Origin of the sequence: Vibrio zhanjiangensis (genome assembly GCF_030161235.1) — a bacterium.
Classification (GTDB): Bacteria; Pseudomonadota; Gammaproteobacteria; order Enterobacterales; family Vibrionaceae; genus Vibrio; species Vibrio zhanjiangensis.
On record NZ_BSPW01000036.1, the window covers coordinates 110537 to 133332 of the forward strand.

Consider the following 22796-nt stretch of genomic DNA (forward strand, 5'->3'; position numbering starts at 1 on the left):
TGTTTTATCAAGGACAACAACAATGAAAACTCTCTCTCTCACAACAGCCTTTTTGGCGTTAAGTTTCTCTGCTGGTGCTATCGCCAAACCTCTTGTCATTGCTCATCGCGGTGCTTCTGGTTACTTACCAGAACACACACTCGAAGCAAAAGCCATGGCGTATGCAATGAAGCCTGACTACATTGAACAAGACGTTGTGATGACCAAAGACGATCAACTAGTCGTACTGCACGATCATTATCTAGACAGAGTCACTGATGTGGCAGAGCGCTTCCCAGACAGAGCACGCAAGGATGGTCGTTACTACGCGATTGACTTTACCCTCGCTGAAATCAAAACGCTTAAAGTCACTGAAGGGTTTAACATCGATGATAAAGGAAACAAGACGGCAGGCTTTCCCGAGCGCTTCCCAATGTGGAAGTCAGACTTTAGCGTACCAACACTCGCGGAAGAAATAGAGCTTATTCAAGGTCTAAATAAATCACTTGGCTACAATATCGGCATCTACCCAGAAATCAAAGCACCTTGGTTTCACCGTCATGAAGGTAAAGATATTTCAGCTGCGGTACTTAAAGTACTCAAGCAATATGGCTATGACTCGCAAGACGATAAAGTGTACTTGCAATGTTTTGACGCAAACGAGCTAAAACGTATCAATGATGAATTGATGCCCCAAATGGGTATGGATCTCAAACTGGTTCAATTGCTCGCTTACACTGACTGGAATGAAACCATGGTTTATCAGGGCGATAAAGCAACGCCTTACAGCTACGATTGGATGTTTGAGCCCGGCGCCATGAAAGAAGTTGCCAAGTACGCTGAAGGCATTGGCCCATGGAAGCCTATGCTGGTCGATGATAAATCCACTAAGACTAACATCATCATCAAGCCACTAATGAAAGAAGCAAAAGACGCTGGATTGGATGTTCATCCCTATACTTTCCGCGCCGACTCTGGCCGCATCCCAGCCTACACAGACAGCTTTGAAGGCATGATGGATATATTCTACAACCAAGTAAAAGTCGATGGTTTATTCACTGATTTCCCTGATAAAGCGGTGAGCTTTTTAAACCAATAGCGTCAACTTTCCATAATAAAGCCTTAGTCATATGCTAAGGCTTTATTATTTAAACAACGATTCTGTTATGCTTTCAATGCTCTTTCACCGCGCGCAATACCCACGACACCACTTCTTGCGACTTCAATCACTTCGGTCACTTCAGAGATGGCTTGGATAAACGCATCGAGCTTTTCACTGGTTCCGGCTAGCTGAACCGTATATTGTGAAGCAGTAACATCAACAATCTGGCCGCGAAAAATATCGGCGGTACGTTTGACTTCTTCACGAGCCATACCGCTAGCTTTGACTTTAACCATCATAAGTTCGCGTTCAACATGGTCAAATTCCGTCACTTCCTGAACTTTTAACACATCAATCAGTTTGTTGAGCTGCTTTTGAATTTGCTCTAACTGCATGTCATCTGAAATCGTGGTAATGTTCAAGCGTGAAAGGGTTTCATCATCGGTCGGCGAGACGGTTAAAGATTCAATGTTGTAGCCACGCTGTGAGAACAGACCCACCACCCGAGATAACGCGCCCGGTTGGTTTTCCATTAGCAATGAAATAATGTGTCTCATGTTAGGTTCTCTCCGTTTTGCTTAACCACATCTTATCCATACCCTCGCCTTTAATTTGCATCGGATACACATGCTCTGTTTCATCAACACTGATATCAACAAAAACCAGCTTGTCTTTCATCTCTAATGCTTGCTTGAGTCCGGACTCCAGTTGATCTGGCGTCTCAATCCTGATCCCTTCATGTCCATAGGCTTTGGCAATGGCGACAAAATCGGGCACTGAGCTCATGTATGAGTTCGAGTGCCTGCCTTGATAGACAATGTCTTGCCACTGCTTGACCATGCCAAGAAATCGATTGTTGAGGTTTATGATCTTAACTGGAATGTCGTATTGCATTGCCGTCGACAACTCTTGGATATTCATTTGGATACTACCGTCTCCAGTGACCACCACCACCTCTTCTTCGGGTTTAGCAAACTTAACCCCAAGACCTGCAGGAAGACCAAAACCCATAGTGCCAAGGCCACCAGAATTGATCCAACGACGTGATTTATTGAACGGGTAGTAAAGTGCAGCAAACATTTGGTGCTGCCCAACATCAGAAGCAACGTAAGCATCACCATTGGTCAACTTATAAAGCGTTTCAATCACTTGCTGGGGCTTGATACGCTCAGAAGACGTATCGTATGACAAACATTTCCTGTCGCGCCATGTTTGAATATCATCCCACCAGTTTTGTAAGGCTTGAGCATCATTGATAGCGCCTTGCTCTTCCAATAATGACAGCATGCTTGCTAAAACTTTTTCCGCCGACCCCACAATAGGCAGATCAGCCTTCACATTCTTAGAAATCGATGAGGGATCAATATCTATGTGCATCACTTTAGCATTAGGGCAGTACTTCTCTAGGTTATTCGTGGTTCTGTCATCAAATCGCACACCAACACCAAAGATAAGGTCGGCATTGTGCATCGCCATATTGGCTTCATAAAGTCCATGCATACCCAGCATACCGAGAGAATTCTTATGTGTGCCGGGAAAAGCGCCTAGCCCCATGAGCGTGCTCACGACTGGCAAATTTAGCTTCTCTGACAGCTGTAGCAGGTATTCATCGGCTTGAGAAATGACGGCACCACCGCCCACGTATAGAACTGGCTTTTTCGCGGCAAGCAGTGCTTTTAGGCCTTTTTTGATCTGGCCTTTATGCCCCGTTGTTGTTGGCTTATATGAACGCATCGACAGGTTAGCAGGATACTCATAAGGCAGTTTATTCAGTGGGTTCATGACATCTTTGGGTAAATCAATCACCACAGGGCCAGGACGACCTGTAGTCGCGATATAAAACGCCTTTTTCATCGTTTCTGGTATGTCTTTCGCCTCTTTAACCAAGAAACTGTGTTTCACTATAGGTCTAGACACACCAACGATATCGCACTCTTGGAACGCATCATTACCAATCAGGTTATTAGGTACATTGCCTGAAATGACAATCATGGGAATAGAATCCATGTAAGCGGTCGCTATACCGGTTACCGTATTGGTGGCTCCAGGGCCTGAACACACTAACACGACGCCAGGCTTACCCGTTGCCCTCGTGTAACCATCAGCCATATGTGTTGCAGCTTGTTCATGGCGAACAAGAACATGCTTAATTTGATCTGTCTTGGCGTGTAGCGCATCATAAATATCCAGCACAGAACCGCCTGGATAACCAAAAATTTGTTCAACACCTTCCTCGATCAGAGATTGAACCACCATCTCTGCACCGGACAACATTACTGCCATATTTTTCTCCTCGCCAACGCTCTTATTGATAAGGTCAATCAACAGAGGCTGGGTTTACATAGTCTAGGGCTTATTCGTAGCCTAATCGAAATACTTCCACTTTTTCGGCTATGCCTTGCTGTGATGTAACACAAAACAAGTTCGAGCAACAAATGTAACGTTTTCTCAAAAAATGATCTAATGCGATTTAGATCTCAATTTAAACAAGATGCTAATTACCAATGGGATAGCAGTGAATCATGCTAACTAAAATCTTAAAATCAGATTCAAGAATTGAAATTTGATTATATTTAGATATAAATATCATAATTAGATATTGAAGATAATGCGCTGTCTACTCTAGTAGCCCGCTCGTTTTGTGAAATTTGCAGATTATTTCTCTCCGCTGATATGAGTTCACTCTATCAAACTCCGCGATATGTTAAGGTTTTACCTCATAGATATGACATTAATCGTGCAAAGCTCAAAGAGTTGAATAAAAACATGACAACTGACGATCCACTCAATGAAACCTTAAATAAACTCATTAACCTGTACAATCGAGGCCAGCTGGGCTTAGTTATTCAAGAAGCTGAAGCACTTGCTATACTGCATCCAAGCCACCCTATGGTTTGGAATATTTTAGGGGTTGCAAGTAAAAGCACTGGCAACATTGAGCGAGCTTCACAAGCTTTTAGAAATGTCCTTACTTTATGCCCCGAAAATGTTGGCGGCTACAACAATATGGCTGTGGTACTTAGAGACCAAGGTAAACTGCAAGAAGCGATCGAGTATTACGATCGAGCCATTGAACTCAAACCCGACTATGCAGAAGCATTCAACAACAAAGGAGTGGCTCTTCGAGATCTTGGCCACTTGCAAGAAGCCCTTATCTCCTATCAACAAGCACTGGCAATAAAACCAGATTATGCCGAGGCGCATAATAACTTAGGTATTATTTTTCAGGAACAAGGCCAACTCAAACCCGCCTATGAATGCTATACAAAAGCTCTATCACTCCAGCCGAACTACATTGAAGCCTATGACAATATGGGGGCATTACTTGAACAACAAAGTAAGCCAGAACTTGCCATTATGGCTTACCAAAAAGTGTTGGATATCAGCCCAAACAACGAATCAGCACAAGTGAAAATGCTTTATCAACAAGCACAAATCTGTGATTGGTTAGCCATGGAACAAAAAATATCTCACCTTGATAATCTTGGTATTCATCACCAAGCTGTTTCGCCTTTTGCGGCTCTGACGCTGGAAGATTGCCCTAAGCGGCATCAGCTTCGCTCTGAATTATTCGTAAAATCCAAACGTCTGACACTCGACTTACCGACCAATATTCAGCCGACTAAAAGACCAAAACGCCTCCGGATTGGCTATTTTAGCGCGGATTTTCATGCTCACGCCACCATGTATTTAATGGCAAAAGTTTTCGCCATCCACGATAGAGAATGCTTTGAGATTTATGGTTATTCTTTTGGTCCCAATACAAAAGATGAGATGAGACAAAAAGCGCCCAGCTTGTTTGATGTTTTTCATGATGTCAGCGAGCTTAGTAATCAGGACATTGCCAAGCTCGCAAGGCAGGATAAAATTGATATTGCCATTGATCTAAAAGGCCATACCCGTGATAGTCGTTTAGGTATTTTTGCCCAGCGCCCAGCACCAATACAAATCAGCCATGTGGGATACCCGGGCACTATGGGGGCAGATTTCATCGATTACCTAATCGGAGATGAGCATGTTATTTCGCACGATCAAAGAGCAAGTTATTCGGAAAATATTATTTATTTACCGAATTCCTATCAGCCCAATGACAACAGTCGGAAGATTTCCAAAACACTCCCCACGAGACAAGAACTTGGACTCCCTGAGCAAGGCCTAGTATTTTGCTGTTTCAATAGTCCATACAAAATATCACCTGCTGAATTTAATATTTGGATGGAGGTATTAAAAAAAGTAAAAGACAGTGTTCTTTGGCTGTTTAGCTCTAATGCTCAGGCAGAAAAAAACCTAAAACGACATGCAGAACAAAGCGGTATTAATAGTCAACGTATCGTATTCGCGCATCTCGTATCTCAAGAAGATCACTTGGCCAGATACCAGCAGGCAGACCTTTTCTTAGACACTTTCAATGTCAATGCCCATACAACCGCAAGCGATGCGCTCTGGGCAGGAGTACCGGTGATTACCAAGTCAGGAAAAGGCTTTGCTGCCAGAGTATCAGCGAGTTTACTGCATGCCGTGGGACTGCCGGAACTCGTTACCCAGACAGAAGAAGAGTATCAACACCTGATTTTGACACTCGCCAATGACCCAGAGAAACGTTCAAAGATAAAACAGACACTCTCTGTTAACCGTTTATCTCAACCATTGTTCGATACAAAGCGATACACAAAAAATTTAGAGAAAGCCTATTCCATGGTTTACCAAGATTACTTTGAAAAAAAACCTTGCACCGATATTTGGGTAACGGAGTAATATTTTACCCAATCGAATAAACCGAGTGGTCACCATAAAAATCCCTCAAACCATTTTAGTTATATCGTTTGAGGGATTTTAAGGTTCGAAAGTACAGTGCTTCGAGTGAATGATTATTTCACGGCTTCGTCACGGTACATTTCTTCAATCTCATGTTGGTATTTCTCGTTAATCACCTTGCGGCGAAGTTTTTGCGTCGGAGTTAGCTCCCCTGTATCCATTGAGAACGCTTTGGGCAACAACTTGAATTTCTTAATTTGCTCAAACTTTGCTAATTCTTTTTGTAAATCATTCACCCTACGCTCTAACATTTCCACTATTTGGTGATGCTTAATCAATTCAATTCGATCTTGGTATTTAATATTAAGCTCTTTCGCGTATGCTTCGAGGCTATCAAAACAAGGCACAATGAGAGCCGAAACAAACTTACGAGTGTCAGCAATGATAGCAACTTGCTCGAAAAAATGATCTTTTCCGATGGTTCCTTCAACCAATTGAGGGGCAATGTACTTACCTCCCGATGTTTTCATTAACTCTTTAATACGATCGGTAATAAACAAGTTGCCTTTATCGTCGATATGTCCAGCATCTCCTGTTTTTAAAAAGCCTTGTGAATCAAATGATTTGGCCGTTTCTTCAGGCATTTTGTAATAACCGCGCATCACCATTGGGCCACGAACTAGTATCTCGTTATTGTCACCAATTTTTACCTCTACCTTTGGCATCGAAGTACCAATAGATTGCGGTTGAAAGCTGCCATCATCCCAGCAGGATATCGTCGCCGTCGTTTCTGTCATCCCATAGCCAAGCTTGATATTAATGCCTATCGCATGGAAAAAACGGCCTATCGACTCATCCAATTTTGCACCGCCACATGGCATAAAATTAATCCGTCCACCGAGCAGAGAACGCAGCTTAGATAGGACAAGTTTATCGGCTAGCCGATGAGCATATTTCAACCAAAAAGAAGGCCTATTTCCCTGCTGCTGACACAATGCTATTTTTGCGCCCATATTCACAGCCCAAGTAAATAGCAACTTTTTGGTCATGGGCGCTTTCGACACCTTATCATGGGTAGCAGAAAATATTTTCTCGTAGAATCTGGGAACCGCACACATCACTGTCGGTTTAATATCACTCAAAGCTTCACGAACCTGCATGGTGTCTTTCAAATAGCAATTGGTTGCTCCGCGATAAAGGGTATAGAAAGTCCAAGCGCGTTCAAACACATGAGATAAGGGAAGGAAACACAATGACACATCTTCGTCTGTCAGGCTTAGGCATTTATCATGTCCTTCAAGCTGAGCCGCAACATTGCGATAATCCAGCATAACGCCTTTTGGCTGTCCTGTTGTTCCAGAGGTGTATATTAAAGTAAGCAAATCATCAAGGTTAGCTTTCGCTAAACGCAACTCAAGCTCAGGTTGCTGTGTTCTATCGGAGCTCGCCATAAACTCTTGCCAACTACAGGCAAAATGGTATTGCCCAATACTTACATCGTCTGACATAGCAACGATGAGCTCCAAGTTCGGACATTGCTCAAAAATGCTCACTGCGGCATCAAATTGAGATTGCTCCCCCACAAAAAGTATCCGCACATCGGCATTATCCAAAATGTATGCAGCTTGGCTCGCAGTGCTGGTTGGATAGATAGGAACGGTAACCGCACGAATTTGTAAAGAGGCCAAGTCTGCAACCGTCCAATTGGGCATATTGTTCGCAAAAATGCCAATCTTATCCTGGACCTTGATACCATAGTTGAGCAATGACAAGGATAAGCTATCGAGTTGAGCACCAAACTGGTTCCAACTTATATCATTCCAAATATCATCCAATTTGTATTTCAGAGCGACCCGCTCACCATTGCGGCAAACCTGTTGCCGAATTTTTTTAACAATGTGAAAGTCTATATTAGCCATGTTCCTACCTTTAGCCTACTCCTGTAAGCTTTGAGAGCGCACAAGTGTACATTTAGGCAAAGAAAAGGCAACTGAAGGGAATAAAACTTGATATTTGAAATGTAAAAAACCTTGAATGACTTGATACCATTCAAGGTTTTCAATGAGGCTTAATTAGATTTGAGCAACAACTTCGCCGCAAATCATCATTAATTGGTCACGAAGCCAAATATGACCTTTATCTTTTTCACTTGACTCATGCCAGCTTAGGAAACCACTGATCTTGGCATTTTCAAATGGGAAATCTATAACTTGTAATTGCTCTTTGTTCGCTGCATTTTCAACCATCCAGCGAGGTGCGATAGTCACAAGTTCCGACTGACCAACCACATACAAAACATTGCTCAAGCTAGTACCTTCATAGTAAGCCTGTACATCAAGATCACGGTATGCTTGTTCTGAAAAACTGCGTTGGCCGTGAACGCGAGACAACTTAGCGTGGCGCTCTTCTCTCAATTGATCAGCCGACACACTTTGTTGAATACGAGAATGTGATTTAGAGGCCACTACGACCAATTCATCTTGAAAAATTTCTGTGCTTGAAAAGCCCTGTTCGTCAAAGCGAGCATAATCAACTACAAAATCAATTTCTTGATAGCGCATTCTTTCTGCTAATTGACGATCAAATTCCGCATCCAAATGAAGTTGCACATTAGGTGCTTGCTCATGAATCGTAGACATGATTTTTGGAGCAAAACGCATATCACATGGGCTACAGATGGCAAGTTTAAACAAACGTGTTGACGTTTCTGGTGCAAAAATGGAACTGGGTAGTTCATTGCGGATCAACTGAAGCGCCTGACGTACGGGACCAAATAAGAGACGTGCACGCTGAGTAGGTTGAATACCTCGACCCTGACGCATAAATAGTTCATCATTGAACATCACCTTGAGGCGCGCAACCGCATTACTTACTGCTGGCTGTGACATACCTAAATTGTGGGCAGCACGAGTAATATTTTGCTCCTGCATAACTGCGTCAAATACAGTTAAAAGGTTTAAATCTACTCCACGGAGAGTACTTTCCATTCGGTAGCTGGCAATAGCACTCATAGATTCTTTTTTCTCAATCATCACGCAAGCCTCTTGTCTTGTCTTCGTCAATGTAAATGTTTCTTAAAATGAATATTGGTTGGGAATAGATAACCAGTTTTTCTTTATATTTGCCCGTCCGATATGTCGTAACGGATCATTACTATCAACGAATCATTCATTAATTAGCAACAAGATTGATAATTAATCAGTATTTTTCACCTGAATGATAATTAATGCATTTAAAATCAATAAATTAAATAAATTATAAAAAAACATAAATCAATCTAACTCTAAAATTTTGAGCCATTAATTAAGTTGAGAAATGGGTTATGGGCGGCAAAAAGAATCATTTGCAAAAAGAATATCTCCACCACCAAGCGCAAAACTCACACTAATGTTTCTTTTGAATACTTAGCTAGCTTAACCTTTGTTAGGCTTATTATTTGGTTTTTCAAATTAACTTTACAACGATTCTAAACGTTACATTCCAACTACACAGCGAGTATCATCCACGTTCTGCCAAAGCCTCTTTACCAAATCAGAGTCATCGTGCTACTTGCTATAAATTAACCACTCCACTACCGCGCCTGACACATTGAAATAATGGATAGTTTCTGCGTATGATTTGTTCTGCAAACAAAAAAGTGAAAACGCCAAATCCAACTTGGCTATCGATTCTATAAAACGCATTAACCACTGCTTATGGTGACAATCTAACTCAAAATTAGAAGAGATAAATGACAGTTCTATGAAAGTGTCACGCTTATTATGTGCCAAACATAAAAACAGCGGGTATTCACCTTGTTAATCGATTCTATATTGGTTAACCGTCAGACTTTTGTTTTGCAGTCATCAATCGAGCTTATTTGGCTATAAGTGAATAAAAAGGACTTTTAGGGTTGACGTCTACACCAGAGTGCGGTACTAATCTATTAATTCAATTTTGTGGTTAATTTAACGTCTTTAAGGATTCGTTAACAATGTCTAATCATTTTTCAATTCTGCTGAGCCTCCTCCTTATCGTGAAAACATCGCGCGGGTAGGCAGTGGAAGAAAAATAACCACAACAAGATTTCAAAAGCCCGCATCGAGATGCGGGCTTTTTTGTACCTCGATAGCGGAAGAAAACGATTCACTGTGTGAGCATATTAAAAACAGGAAGGAAGCAAACATGAAAGATCAGGTGATTATATTCGACACCACATTACGTGATGGCGAACAAGCGTTGTCAGCAAGCTTGACAGTTAAAGAAAAACTGCAAATTGCCTATGCGCTTGAACGGCTGGGTGTCGATGTGATTGAAGCGGGTTTTCCTGTTTCTTCTCCTGGTGACTTTGAATCTGTTCAAACCATTGCTAAACACATCAAAAACAGTCGAGTGTGTGCCCTCTCTCGCGCGGTAGCAAAAGACATTGATGCGGCTGGTGAAGCCTTAAAGGTCGCAGAACAATTTAGAATTCATACCTTTATTTCCACCTCTACTATTCACGTCGAAGACAAACTACGCCGCAGTTACGATGATGTGGTCGAAATGGCGGTTAAGGCAGTGAAACACGCTCGTCAATATACCGATGATGTAGAATTTTCTTGCGAAGATGCAGGCAGAACTCCAATAGACAATTTATGTCGTATGGTAGAGGCTGCGATTAATGCCGGTGCAAGCACAATAAACATCCCCGACACGGTTGGCTATACAGTGCCTAACGAGTTTGGCGGCATTATTCAAACCTTGTTCAACCGTGTACCTAACATTGATAAAGCAATTATTTCTGTCCACTGCCATGATGACTTAGGCATGTCGGTAGCCAACTCTATCGCCGCAGTTCAAGCCGGAGCTCGTCAGGTAGAAGGAACCATTAACGGCATAGGTGAGCGCGCAGGTAACTGCTCATTAGAAGAAATTGCCATGATCATAAAAACTCGCCAAGAATTGCTAGGGGTCCACACAGGCATTAAGCACGATGAAATCCATCGCACCAGTAAACTAGTCAGCCAACTTTGCAATATGCCCATCCAAAGTAACAAGGCCATTGTTGGAGCAAATGCATTCAGTCACTCTTCAGGTATCCACCAAGATGGGATGCTTAAAAATAAAAACACCTATGAAATCATGACGCCTGAATCTATAGGTCTTAAAAATCAAGCGTTAAACTTAACTAGCCGGAGTGGTCGAGCAGCAGTGAAAAGCCATATGGATAGTATGGGTTACCAAGAAGACGAATATAACTTGGATGCTTTGTATGAAGACTTTTTGAAGTTGGCCGACCGCAAGGGACAAGTTTTTGATTACGACTTGGAAGCCTTGATGCATTTCTCTAATCTTCGTGAAGAAGATGATTTCTACAAAATAAACTATCTAAGCGTTCAATCTGGCAGCGTCATGGCAACCACTAGCATAAAATTACAATGTGGCGATGAAGAGAAATGCGAAGCCGCTGTTGGTAACGGCCCTGTCGATGCACTTTATCAGTGTATCTATCGTCTAACTGGATATGATATCGTGCTAGATAAATTTGATCTCACTGCCAAAGGTGAAGGTGAAGATGGTTTAGGTCAAGCTGATATCATAGCCAACTACAAGGGTCGTAAGTATCATGGCACTGGCGTATCAACAGATATCGTTGAAGCATCAGGACAAGCTCTACTGCACGTCATAAATAGCATCCAACGCGCGGATCAGATCGCTGAGATCAAACAGAAAAAAATTGCCACCGTATAACTAAAACCTATGGGCCAAAGCCGCCCCTAGAAACAAAGATACAATTTAAGGAAGCTCATGACAGACAAATCATACAAGATCGCCGTTTTATCAGGGGACGGAATTGGACCAGAAGTAATGGCACAGGCCAACAAGGTGCTAGATGCTATCGAGAAGAAACACTCGATTACTTTTCATCGTTCCGAACATGACGTCGGTGGCATTGCTATCGATAATCATGGCTGCCCACTACCAGAAACCACAGTCACTGCCTGTGAAAATTCAGATGCGATCCTGTTTGGGTCAGTTGGCGGCCCCAAATGGGAACATTTACCCCCTAATGATCAACCTGAGCGCGGTGCTCTTTTGCCATTGCGCAAGCACTTCCAACTGTTTTGTAACTTACGCCCTGCTCAGATACATTCAGGATTAGAAAACTTCTCTCCACTACGTGCTGATATTTCCCAGCGTGGATTTGATATCGTTGTGGTTCGTGAACTGACAGGTGGCATCTACTTTGGCCAACCTAAAGGCCGTGAAGGGCAAGGAGCAAATGAAAAAGCCTTTGATACAGAGGTTTATCATCGTTTCGAAATTGAACGTATCGCTAAGATTGCCTTTGAATCAGCTCGTTTGCGTAGCAAAAAAGTCTGTTCCATCGATAAAGCAAACGTTCTACAAAGCTCCATCTTATGGCGTGAAGTGGTCGAAGAGGTTGCAAAAGACTACCCAGATGTAACGCTTTCACATATGTATATTGATAACGCCACCATGCAGTTAATCAAAGACCCTACCCAATTTGACATAATGCTTTGCTCTAACATCTTTGGCGATATTATTTCTGACGAATGTGCAATGATCACAGGCTCAATGGGCATGCTTCCTTCAGCCAGCTTAAACGAAAGCAAATTTGGCCTTTACGAACCAGCAGGAGGCAGTGCGCCTGATATTGCAGGCAAAAACATTGCCAACCCCGTAGCGCAAATCCTTTCTGCCGCTCTTATGCTCAGATATAGCTTAGGTGAAGAGGCTGCGGCACAAGATATAGAAGCCGCGGTATCAAAAGCGCTATCAGCAGGTGAGCTCACCGCCGATTTAGCGGGCGACAAGCCTGCACTTTCTACCGCACAAATGGGCGATAAAATTGCCGAGTATATTTTAAATTCATAATAATTATTCGCTCCTGATTTGCCGTTATCAGGAGCTACACACAGGATAGCGATAATGGGCAAAACACTGTATGAAAAAGTTTACGATGCACACGTCGTCGTAGCCGCAGAGGGTGAAAACCCGATTTTATATATCGACCGACATTTAGTTCACGAAGTCACCTCACCTCAAGCGTTTGACGGTTTGCGTGAAAAAGGGCGTCAAGTACGCCAAGTGAGCAAAACATTTGCCACTATGGACCACAATGTCTCCACCACGACTAAAGACATCAATGCCTCTGGTGAAATGGCTCGTATCCAGATGGAAACACTGTCTAAAAATTGCCAAGAGTTCGGCGTGACCCTTTACGATATTAACCACAAATATCAAGGTATCGTCCATGTTATGGGACCAGAACTAGGTATTACACTACCCGGCATGACGATTGTGTGTGGTGACTCTCACACTGCAACGCATGGTGCATTTGGTTCACTCGCATTTGGTATCGGCACATCCGAAGTTGAGCATGTATTGGCCACTCAAACGCTCAAGCAAGCTCGTGCTAAAACAATGAAGATCGAAGTAAAAGGTAAAGTTGCTCCAGGCATTACCGCAAAAGATATTGTGCTAGCAATCATTGGTAAAACAACAGCGGCTGGCGGTACCGGTTACGTCGTTGAATTCTGCGGCGAAGCGATTACTGACCTCTCAATGGAAGGCAGAATGACCGTCTGCAACATGGCTATCGAGTTAGGCGCAAAAGCTGGCTTGATTGCCCCGGACGAGACAACGTTCGAATACATTAAAGGTCGCAAGTTTTCGCCCACAGGCGATGACTTTGACGCTGCTGTTGAGTATTGGAAAACACTAAAGACAGACGATGATGCCGAATTTGATGCTGTAGTCACGCTCAATGCTGCTGATATCAAGCCACAAGTCACTTGGGGTACGAACCCAGGACAAGTGATTGCTGTCGATCAACCTATTCCAGATCCAGAAAGCTTCTCTGATCCAGTAGAAAAAGCCTCTGCTGAAAAAGCCCTTGCTTACATGGGATTAACCGCAGGAAAAACCTTATCTGATTACTCCGTAGATAAGGTGTTCGTTGGCTCTTGTACCAATTCACGCATTGAAGACATGCGGGCTGCTGCGGCCATTGCTAAAGGTCGCAAGGTTGCTTCCCATGTTCAAGCTCTGATCGTTCCCGGTTCTGAGCAGGTCAAAGCCCAAGCAGAAGCAGAAGGCTTGGATGTTATTTTTAAAGATGCTGGTTTTGAATGGCGTCTTCCAGGCTGTTCTATGTGTCTTGCAATGAATAACGATCGCCTTGGTCCGAAAGAGCGCTGCGCTTCAACATCAAACCGCAACTTTGAAGGCCGTCAAGGGCGTGATGGCCGCACCCACTTAGTGAGCCCAGCCATGGCCGCCGCTGCTGCGATCGCGGGTCATTTTGTCGACATTCGTGAGCTAGATTGAGGAGAATCGTAAATGTCAGGTTTTAAACAACATAAAGGCTTAGTGGTTCCTCTCGATGCGGCAAACGTCGACACCGATGCGATTATCCCAAAGCAGTTTTTACAAAAAGTCTCTCGTTTAGGCTTTGGTAAACACCTTTTCCATGACTGGCGCTTTCTAGATGATGAAGGAAATCAGCCGAATCCAGAATTCATCATGAATCAAACCCGCTATCAAGGTGCGTCCATTTTACTTGCGCGCGAAAACTTTGGCTGCGGTTCATCACGAGAGCATGCACCTTGGGCACTTGCTGATTACGGTATCAAAGCCATGATAGCGCCAAGTTTTGCTGATATCTTCTATGGTAACTCGATTAACAACCAAATGGTTCCTGTAAGATTAACCGAGCAAGAAGTCGACGAAATTTTCCAATTCATTGAAGCAAATGAAGGCGCACAAGTTGAGGTTGATCTAGAGGCCAACTTGGTTCGAGCAAACGGCAAAGAATATTCGTTTGAAATTGACGAGTTTCGCAGACATTGCTTGCTTAATGGACTCGATAATATTGGCTTGACTCTTCAGCATGAAGATAAGATTGCTGACTATGAGAGCAAAATACCATCATTTCTGAAGTAAATTTCTATTCTAAAAAGGTTGGTTAACGCCAACCTTTTTTATTTGTGAAAGTTATCCCTCACATACTCGGTCTGAATTCATATTGCTGATATAAATAGGATTGACGATGAAATTTATTCTTTCTTTGCTGCTAGCCATGATATCTTTTAGCACCTTTAGTGCGCCTAAATCTGATCTTTGGCCATACTGGAATAAAAGTGATGATGCCAGCACTCTGGTTGTGGATCACCAAGATTGGCAACAACTACTCGACCAGTATTTAGTCAGTAAAGGTGAATACACCCTATTTAAATACGCATCTGTCAGTGCTAAAGATAAGCAAGTGCTTGCCAATTATCTTGAAAGATTGGCTAAAACAGATCCTCTCTCTCTCAATAAAGCGCAGCAATATGCTTATTGGGTCAACCTGTATAATGCGATTACCGTTCAGCTGATATTGGACAACTATCCGGTCAAATCAATTACCAAACTTGGCGGATTGTTTAGTTTTGGACCATGGGGCGATGAGGTCATCACCATCAATGGGAAAACACTGACACTAAATGATATCGAGCATCGTATTCTACGTCCTATTTGGAATGATCCTAGGACTCACTATGCGGTGAACTGCGCAAGTTTGGGCTGCCCTAATCTGCAACATAAAGCGTTTACAGCAGACAACACGGAATCACTGCTAGAACAAGCAGCGAAAAGCTTTATCAATAGCGATAAAGGAGTACTGGTCAATGGCAATGGTGCTCGACTCTCTTCCATTTATGATTGGTTTGGTGAAGATTTTGGCGATAAGCCTGAGCTTATCAAACATTTAAGCCAATACAGGGCAGATCTAGGTACGTTAGATGGCAAGATTAGCTACGACTATGACTGGTCACTTAATGATACCAAATAGGACTAAAAAAGGATTGGTCGTAGGCCTACCAATCCTTCACGCCGGATATCAGGTGGTTACCCAGCTGAGCGTTATTTTTCCAAAATCACAAAACGCATGTTGTAAGCATTTTTCTCATCCGCCAAATAGGCTTCTGAGTAGGTTTCTTTAAAGTCATGGCTCCATTTAGGGAAGAAAGTATCTCCTGACAACTCAGCGTCAACAAAGGTAATATAGAGTTTATCAGCCAAAGGCAAGCACTCTTTATAGATACTACCGCCACCAATAATCATAACTTCATGGCAATTACCGGCTTCTGCCAAGGCGCTATCGAGTGATGACACTATGGTCACACCATGTGCTGAAAACTCAGGATTTCTGGTGATCACGATATTACGGCGATCAGGTAAAGGCCTACCAATAGATTCAAAGGTTTTACGGCCCATAATCACAGGCTTACCTATGGTATGCTTTTTAAACCAAGTAAAATCAGCAGGCAAGTGCCAAGGCATTGCGTTGTCATTGCCAATAACGTGCGGATTATCTTTTCCAATACTGCTGTTGCTCGCAAGAGCAGCAATCATGCTAATAACCACAATCAAATACCTTAAGCTCTAGAGTGAGAAAGGATTATACCTTAATAGAATTATAGAATAATAGAATAATCTTATAGCTGTAGTGGTCACACAATAGGCTTACGGCGATAAAACAGCAATCCAGGCATCGCTAAACCAACCGCTAACCCTGCAATAATAAACATCGCCTTGAGAAAGTTTTCGAGTAAATCGGCGATCAGTTGCTCACTATATCCCCTACGATTAAGCTCTACCAAGGCAATCATTGCCTTAAAAGCGAACACGCCAGGGACCATAGGAATCAGAGCGGCGACAGTAAAGACTTTAGGGTGGGCCATAAAACGATGTGACCAGTGAATCCCAATCAGACTGACAGCCATAGCCGCAAAAAAAGTGGCCCACTCAATGGAAATACCGAAGTGCATCATAAGATAGCGCGAGCCATGACCAATCGCACCGCCGATAGCACAATAAATAAGAGCTTTCTGAGGAACATTGAAAACCAAGGCAAAACCAACCGCGGGAATCGATGCAAAGATCATATCGTTAATAAGGGCAAGGATGATCGAATAGAATGTCATATTTCCCACCCGACGATACCAACCAAACTCATTGCTGCAATAATCCCCAAACACGTGGCTAACGTAAGTAAGCTCGCCATAACAAACCTTGCAATACCCATATTGATATAACCTTTGAGCATATCAGCCACGGCATTAATAAGAGGAAAGCCGGGCACCAACATCAACACGGAAGAGGCCATAACAACAAAAGGTAAATTACCCATCTGATAAATAACCGCCTGAGCCGAAATCACCGTGGTTACAAACGCTGTCACAGTAAAGTTCATCAAAGGATTAAAATGACGCAAACCTATCTCCTGACGAACAAACATACCTGCTGAAGATGCGACAAATGTCATCATGAATACTGTCCAATCCCCTCCAGCTAGGCGACTAAAAGCAGCACATGATAAACCTATCATAGCCAATACTAACCAGCGGTTGTAACGTTCAGGGCTGATTTTATCCAGCTTGTGCTGAGCAATATCAAGATCAATAATTCCTCTTTCCAACATGATACAAATCCGTTGAATATCCGTAATTACCCGCATATTAATCCCTCGATCAGGGCTACGACGAGCAGTCGTAATACAATGTTCCTGAAACACAGTTGTCACGACCAAAGAACTGGCGGATAAGGACACTTCTACTTCATCCATGCCAGCGGCTAAACCAATACGACGAGTGATGTCACCCACCAATGTACTTTCTGCTCCGTGCGCCAATAACATTTGTCCTGTCTGAGCAATAAGACGAGAAGAACGACGTTGTTTGCAAACCATAATGATTTTTCCCGCTTTATAATGTTACGATTATAACTAATTGATGCGAGTAGTCGCCTGATTTAAATATAAAAAAGCCGCAATGTTTTACATTGCGGCTAACATCCAAATGTCGACGTTAATCTCGAACGTAGACGACATGACCGTCGTCATCTTCATCGTCCCAGTCATCCCAATCGTCGTCATCTTCAGTGATCACGTCTTTACCTGCAATCGCATCTTTATGGTAATCATCCCACATGAAATTCACTTTTTCTTCTTCTGTGATTTCCTCTTCTTCACGAGGTAAGTTTTCCATAAAATCGGCCAGCTTATAACAAAGCTCTTTGGTACCTTGTTTGTTCACCGCTGAAATTTTGTAATAGTCATCTTCCCATCCCAGTGCATCGAGAATATTTTGAATAACTTCATTGACCTCTTCTTCAGGCATAAGATCGACTTTATTGAAGATCAACCAACGCGGCTTGCCTGCAAGCTTCTCACTATATTGTTCAAGCTCATCAATAATGGTCAATGCATTTTGCACCGGATCAGATTGATCAATAGGCATAATATCGATCATGTGCAAAAGCACACGGCAGCGTTCAAGATGCTTTAAGAACCGAATTCCAAGACCTGCTCCTTCTGCTGCCCCTTCAATAAGACCTGGAATATCAGCAACAACAAAACTCTTTTCAGGAACCACACTGACAACACCAAGACTTGGAATCAAGGTGGTAAATGGATAATCAGCCACTTTTGGCTTGGCCGCTGAGACTGCACGGATAAAAGTCGACTTACCCGCATTTGGCAGACCCAACATACCCACATCAGCAAGAAGCAGGAGTTCTAGTCTAAGTTCACGGACCTCACCTTTTGTCCCCAAGGTTTTCTGACGAGGCGCACGGTTAACTGAGGATTTAAAGCGCGTATTACCTAATCCATGCCAGCCGCCTTTAGCGACCATCAATTTTTTACCGTGCTCAGTCACCTCAGCAACAATTTCATTGGTATGAATGTCGACGGCACGTGTACCTACAGGAACACGCAGAACCTTGTCTTTACCACGCTTCCCAGTACAATTGCCACCTCGACCGTTTTCACCACGCTCAGCTTCGTAGAAGCGCTGGAAACGGTAATCGATCAGAGTATTAAGGTTTTCATCGGCTTGAATGTATATATCACCGCCATCACCGCCATCACCACCGTCTGGGCCACCTTTCGCAACAAATTTCTCTCTCCAGAAACTCACTACACCGTTACCACCGTCTCCGGCTTGAACCTTAACTACCGCTTCATCAACGAATTTCATCTCTTACTCCGCCCACTTGCTACATCTCGTAGTTGCGTTGCAAACATCACCCATAGAGCAAATTAACGCTGTATGAACGATATAAATTCTAGCAGATACCAACTTTATTCCGTTTGCAACGGCCCCAAGTTGTGTCTGCTTGTTAGGAAATATACCAAGGTTCTTTAGAAAAAAAACCTTAGTATCAACTCCCTAACACCATAAATAAAAAACCCCGCCAAACTGGCAGGGCTTTTGAATTCGGCTTGAAACCTAAATTCTTGCTCTTAAATGAGGGTTACTCAGCTTCGATGCTAACGAATTTACGATTCTTAGGACCTTTAACCTCAAACTTCACTTTACCTTCAGTAAGAGCGAATAGAGTGTGGTCTTTACCAATACCTACGTTTGTACCAGCATGGAACTTAGTGCCACGTTGACGAACAATGATGTTACCTGCAAGGACAGATTCACCACCGAAGCGTTTTACACCTAGGCGTTTGCTTTCTGAATCGCGGCCGTTACGAGTAGAACCACCAGCTTTTTTGTGTGCCATTGTTAAGCTCTCCTAATCAATTAAGCGTTGATACCAGTGATCTTCACTTCAGTGAACCACTGACGATGACCCTGTTGCTTACGAGAGTGCTTACGACGACGGAACTTAACGATTTTAACTTTATCGCCACGACCGTGTTGTACAACTTCAGCAACTACCTTGCCGCCCTCAACAAGAGGAGCGCCAACTTTAACGTCTTCACCGTTAGCAACTAAAAGAACTTTATCGAACTCTACAGTTGCACCTGTTTCTACGTCTAATTTCTCTAAACGAAGTGTTTGACCTTCGCTTACACGGTGTTGTTTACCACCAGATTGGAAAACAGCGTACATATCTTACTCCGCTTTTTCCGCACAGCCTTATGCTTATTTTGTGCATTATGGGTGTGCGCTAAACTAATCATCAATAGGGCGCAGATTCTACAGAAGAGATGCCCCTATGACAAGCCATATTTTTAAAAAGTTGGCGAAAAGCTAATCGCCAAATAAAAGTGCGGCAATCATGCCTTTTAGACGTGTATTTATCAACGTTTTTTAGTGTATTATTGACCAATAAAAATCATAAGCAGACCTTAAAAGTTCTAACTTCACTCGGATTTACAATGGATTTTAAAGCTATCCAAACACTGACTGCCGATGACATGGTAAAAGTGAACGAAACAATTTATGCCCAGCTCAACTCTGACGTTTCTCTCATTAATCAGCTTGGCTTTTACATTGTAGGTGGCGGTGGTAAGCGCATTCGTCCACTGTTGGCAGTGCTGTCAGCTCGTGCACTTGGCTATCAAGGACAAGATCATACTACTGCTGCGGCCTTTATAGAGTTTATACATACGGCCACACTGCTCCACGACGATGTCGTCGATGAATCGGATATGCGTCGTGGTAAAGCCACTGCAAATGCAGCCTTTGGTAATGCTGCGAGTGTCCTTGTCGGTGACTTTATCTATACCCGCTCTTTTCAAATGATGACGGAACTGGGCTCAATGCGCATCCTTAAGTTAATGAGTGATGCCGTAAACATCATCGCCGAAGGTGAAGTGCTGCAACTGATGAACTGTAATGATCCTGATACTACCGAAAGCAGTTATATGCAGGTTATCTATTCAAAAACCGCACGCCTATTTGAAGCAGCAACCCAAATCGGCGCCATACTCAGTGATGCCCCTGAAAATGTTGAGGTTGGCTTAAAAAATTACGGTAAATATTTAGGAACGGCATTCCAGTTAATTGATGATGTGATGGACTACACCTCAGATGGCGCGGAGATGGGCAAAAATGTCGGAGATGATCTCGCAGAAGGTAAACCGACCCTACCACTTCTCTATGCCATGGATAATGGTACTGTTGCGCAGAGAGAGATGATTCGAGAAGCGATTGAAAAAGCAAACGGAATGGAAAAGCTTGATGCCATCATGGAAGCGCTAGAACAAACTGGTGCCCTAAATTACACTAGACAGAAAGCCTATCAAGAAGCGGATAGAGCCATTGCCGAGCTGCACCTAATACCGGAGTCTCCCTATAAGCAAGCACTGATAGCACTCGCACACATGGCTGTTCACAGAGTTAAGTAATACTTATTTATGTAGATAACGGGAACATAAGTTCCCGTTGCCTACGAAGCAGCAACACGAAGGTATACTGACTAGATTATTCCTAACTTGAACAAAGTCTCTGCCTTGCTTGAGTTAACAATCTATATTCCCCGCTTTTTCAAACTAGCAGTAAAGTGACTACAGGGAAAATACTTAAAGATAATTTGCGAGCAAACTATTTGTTATGTCTCGCAACAATGAGTTGTTTCACCACTAACCTTTAACAAGTCACAAATAATCTGCTTAGCGAGAACAAACGTCACTCTGGTATTAGAAATAAGTTTGGTGGCTCCTATTATAGCGATTAAAGCACTCTCACCACATCAACATCAATCTTAGGCGAACCTAATAGCTCTTTATCGACTTCACCAGAGATTTGGATTTGAGTCTCGTGTGTCGCCTCTTGTCCTAGCCACTTATCATGATCAATCTCTACTGGAATCTCCCCTGTTCCATCAGTGAAGGTATACATTTCCCCACCTAACGAAGCGATAATTTTCCCAGTTAAGGTTACAGGGGTATCATCACTGGCATCAAGCGCTTGCTGAACGGTAGCGATACCTAGATTAGGACCATTGAAACCAGCATTACTTTGCGGCCCCTTAAAACCTTGAGCATAAAGTGTGGCAGAGGCAGAAAGTGCTAATATGGATACGATTATTTTGCTTTTCATTGTTATTTCCTACTTTGTCATAAGAGTAGTTAATCTAACTCTTAGTGAGTGAATAGAAAATGAATGAATTTGTTATATTTGATTTTTTTATCAATTACTTTCCCGCATCCTGAAAAATGACGGTAAATCACCGCAATGATGATTTTAAGCGAGCGCCATCTACCCATTTTCATTCCCACCAAACAATCATCACAACAAATGAAAACAGAAAAATAAATACATCATAAAAATAAGCAAAAAACAAATAAGAAGACAAAATCTCTTATATTCATACACATAGGAACAAATCATTCGTTAAATTAATAAATTTTGACATTTATGCTTTACATTATTGATAGTTATGTTAGCTTTGAGTGGATAAAAAACAACAAACATTGGTTATTTCAATAGGCAAAACCAATGAACTTACCAAGATGTCAACTGGACATGTTCACTTAAAAGCTGTCATAAGGTGTTGTATGCCCAACTGTTATTATATAAATACGCTCAAAGTGACCTCGGTTATTTTGGCGACAATACTGATTGTTGCAAAAAGCGATGCGGCCAATCCACCTATCAGCAGTCAAATTGATCAAAACAACCGCCGAGTATTGCAAGAAAACCAGCGACAGTTGAATAAACAACTCGCGCCAAAGCCAACTACAAGCGCTTCTGAAACAGAGCTAAAAGAAGTATCAGCACAAGGCAACCCTGTCCTTCAGGAGTCCAATCAATGTTTGCCCATTACTGGCGTTTATGTTACTGAGACAAAACTTCTATCAGACAAAGACTTTGAAAAGCTTACGCCTGTCGCCAGTGATTGCATCAAGGCTGAAGATGTCAACCGGTTAATACGTGAGTTAACCGGTCTATATATAAGCAAAGGTTATGTCACTGCACGTATCGTGCTTCTTCAACCTGGTATCTATGGTGAGTTGGGGTTGGAAATTATAGAGGGTGAAATCGAGGGTATTCTTGGTGGTAGTGAAACCGTTAATATTGATACTCTTTTTCCAGACTTAATTGGCCAACCTTTAAACCTAAGAGATCTAGAGCAAGGACTCGATCAAGCCAATCGACTGCAAAGTAACAAAGTTTCGATACGCTTTGTGATCACCAAGCGATTCTGTCGTACCTTAATTACCAAGCGACTTTGTCATTACGTTAAC

The 22796-nt window shown here is 42.7% G+C and carries 20 protein-coding genes; 9 read left to right on the forward strand and 11 right to left on the reverse strand.

The features are described 5' to 3' along the window. Positions 1-22: 22 nt before the first annotated feature. Positions 23-1078 (forward strand): glycerophosphodiester phosphodiesterase, encoded by a 1056-nt coding sequence (gene glpQ / locus QQK21_RS10225; RefSeq protein WP_284192091.1) that lies wholly within the window; start codon positions 23-25, stop codon positions 1076-1078. 65 nt (positions 1079-1143) lie between these two features. Here the strand turns inward: glpQ and ilvN are convergent, their stop codons facing one another. Both ilvN and QQK21_RS10235 read right to left on the reverse strand, forming a co-directional pair. Next, the gene (ilvN, locus tag QQK21_RS10230) at positions 1144-1638 is read right to left on the reverse strand and encodes an acetolactate synthase small subunit (protein WP_284192092.1); all 495 of its coding nucleotides are present in this window, start codon (positions 1636-1638) and stop codon (positions 1144-1146) included. A gap of 1 nt (position 1639) precedes the next feature. Next, the gene (locus QQK21_RS10235) at positions 1640-3364 is read right to left on the reverse strand and encodes an acetolactate synthase 3 large subunit (protein ID WP_284192093.1); all 1725 of its coding nucleotides are present in this window, start codon (positions 3362-3364) and stop codon (positions 1640-1642) included. A gap of 483 nt (positions 3365-3847) precedes the next feature. Between QQK21_RS10235 and QQK21_RS10240 the strand changes: the two genes are divergently transcribed. After that, complete coding sequence (locus QQK21_RS10240) at positions 3848-5836, forward strand: tetratricopeptide repeat protein (RefSeq protein ID WP_284192094.1); 1989 nt, start codon at positions 3848-3850, stop codon at positions 5834-5836. 113 nt (positions 5837-5949) lie between these two features. Here QQK21_RS10240 and QQK21_RS10245 read toward each other — a convergent pair whose 3' ends face one another. Further along, entirely contained in the window at positions 5950-7755 is a 1806-nt protein-coding gene (locus tag QQK21_RS10245) for an AMP-dependent synthetase/ligase (RefSeq protein ID WP_284192095.1), read from the reverse strand. Between the two features lie 153 nt (positions 7756-7908). Beyond that, positions 7909-8868: a transcriptional regulator LeuO gene (gene leuO, locus QQK21_RS10250; protein ID WP_284192096.1), complete on the reverse strand. Its 960-nt coding sequence runs from the start codon at positions 8866-8868 to the stop codon at positions 7909-7911. Positions 8869-10000: 1132 nt separating this feature from the next. On the opposite strand from leuO, the gene leuA reads away from it, so the two are divergent. From leuA to QQK21_RS10275, 5 genes are all read left to right on the forward strand, one after another. After that, the gene (leuA, locus tag QQK21_RS10255; protein WP_284192097.1) at positions 10001-11548 is read left to right on the forward strand and encodes a 2-isopropylmalate synthase; all 1548 of its coding nucleotides are present in this window, start codon (positions 10001-10003) and stop codon (positions 11546-11548) included. Positions 11549-11605: 57 nt separating this feature from the next. Further along, complete coding sequence (gene leuB, locus QQK21_RS10260; protein WP_284192098.1) at positions 11606-12697, forward strand: 3-isopropylmalate dehydrogenase; 1092 nt, start codon at positions 11606-11608, stop codon at positions 12695-12697. A gap of 54 nt (positions 12698-12751) precedes the next feature. Further along, the gene (leuC, locus tag QQK21_RS10265) at positions 12752-14152 is read left to right on the forward strand and encodes a 3-isopropylmalate dehydratase large subunit (RefSeq protein WP_284192099.1); all 1401 of its coding nucleotides are present in this window, start codon (positions 12752-12754) and stop codon (positions 14150-14152) included. 12 nt (positions 14153-14164) lie between these two features. Beyond that, positions 14165-14767 (forward strand): 3-isopropylmalate dehydratase small subunit, encoded by a 603-nt coding sequence (leuD, locus tag QQK21_RS10270; protein WP_284192100.1) that lies wholly within the window; start codon positions 14165-14167, stop codon positions 14765-14767. A 106-nt stretch (positions 14768-14873) separates the two neighbouring features. Next, positions 14874-15656 carry a DUF547 domain-containing protein gene (locus QQK21_RS10275; protein WP_284192101.1) on the forward strand — a complete coding sequence of 261 codons (783 nt, stop codon included), beginning with the start codon at positions 14874-14876 and terminating at the stop codon, positions 15654-15656. A gap of 71 nt (positions 15657-15727) precedes the next feature. Here the strand turns inward: QQK21_RS10275 and folA are convergent, their stop codons facing one another. From folA to rplU, 6 genes are all read right to left on the reverse strand, one after another. Continuing rightward, entirely contained in the window at positions 15728-16231 is a 504-nt protein-coding gene (gene folA / locus QQK21_RS10280; protein WP_284192102.1) for a type 3 dihydrofolate reductase, read from the reverse strand. Between the two features lie 86 nt (positions 16232-16317). Further along, positions 16318-16791 carry a threonine/serine exporter family protein gene (locus QQK21_RS10285; RefSeq protein WP_284192103.1) on the reverse strand — a complete coding sequence of 158 codons (474 nt, stop codon included), beginning with the start codon at positions 16789-16791 and terminating at the stop codon, positions 16318-16320. Beyond that, the gene (locus QQK21_RS10290) at positions 16788-17555 is read right to left on the reverse strand and encodes a threonine/serine exporter family protein (RefSeq protein WP_284192104.1); all 768 of its coding nucleotides are present in this window, start codon (positions 17553-17555) and stop codon (positions 16788-16790) included. The genes QQK21_RS10285 and QQK21_RS10290 overlap by 4 nt, the downstream gene beginning before the upstream one ends. Positions 17556-17673: 118 nt before the next feature. After that, positions 17674-18846: an Obg family GTPase CgtA gene (gene cgtA, locus QQK21_RS10295; protein ID WP_284192105.1), complete on the reverse strand. Its 1173-nt coding sequence runs from the start codon at positions 18844-18846 to the stop codon at positions 17674-17676. Between the two features lie 277 nt (positions 18847-19123). Next, positions 19124-19381 carry a 50S ribosomal protein L27 gene (gene rpmA, locus QQK21_RS10300; RefSeq protein WP_004409945.1) on the reverse strand — a complete coding sequence of 86 codons (258 nt, stop codon included), beginning with the start codon at positions 19379-19381 and terminating at the stop codon, positions 19124-19126. Positions 19382-19401: 20 nt separating this feature from the next. Continuing rightward, entirely contained in the window at positions 19402-19713 is a 312-nt protein-coding gene (rplU, locus tag QQK21_RS10305; RefSeq protein ID WP_008072988.1) for a 50S ribosomal protein L21, read from the reverse strand. Between the two features lie 269 nt (positions 19714-19982). On the opposite strand from rplU, the gene ispB reads away from it, so the two are divergent. Beyond that, entirely contained in the window at positions 19983-20954 is a 972-nt protein-coding gene (gene ispB / locus QQK21_RS10310) for an octaprenyl diphosphate synthase (RefSeq protein WP_284192106.1), read from the forward strand. Between the two features lie 325 nt (positions 20955-21279). Here the strand turns inward: ispB and QQK21_RS10315 are convergent, their stop codons facing one another. Further along, entirely contained in the window at positions 21280-21648 is a 369-nt protein-coding gene (locus QQK21_RS10315) for a YgiW/YdeI family stress tolerance OB fold protein (protein WP_284192107.1), read from the reverse strand. A 458-nt stretch (positions 21649-22106) separates the two neighbouring features. Between QQK21_RS10315 and QQK21_RS10320 the strand changes: the two genes are divergently transcribed. Continuing rightward, positions 22107-22796: POTRA domain-containing protein (locus QQK21_RS10320; RefSeq protein ID WP_284192108.1), on the forward strand; the 690-nt coding region annotated here is incomplete at its 3' end.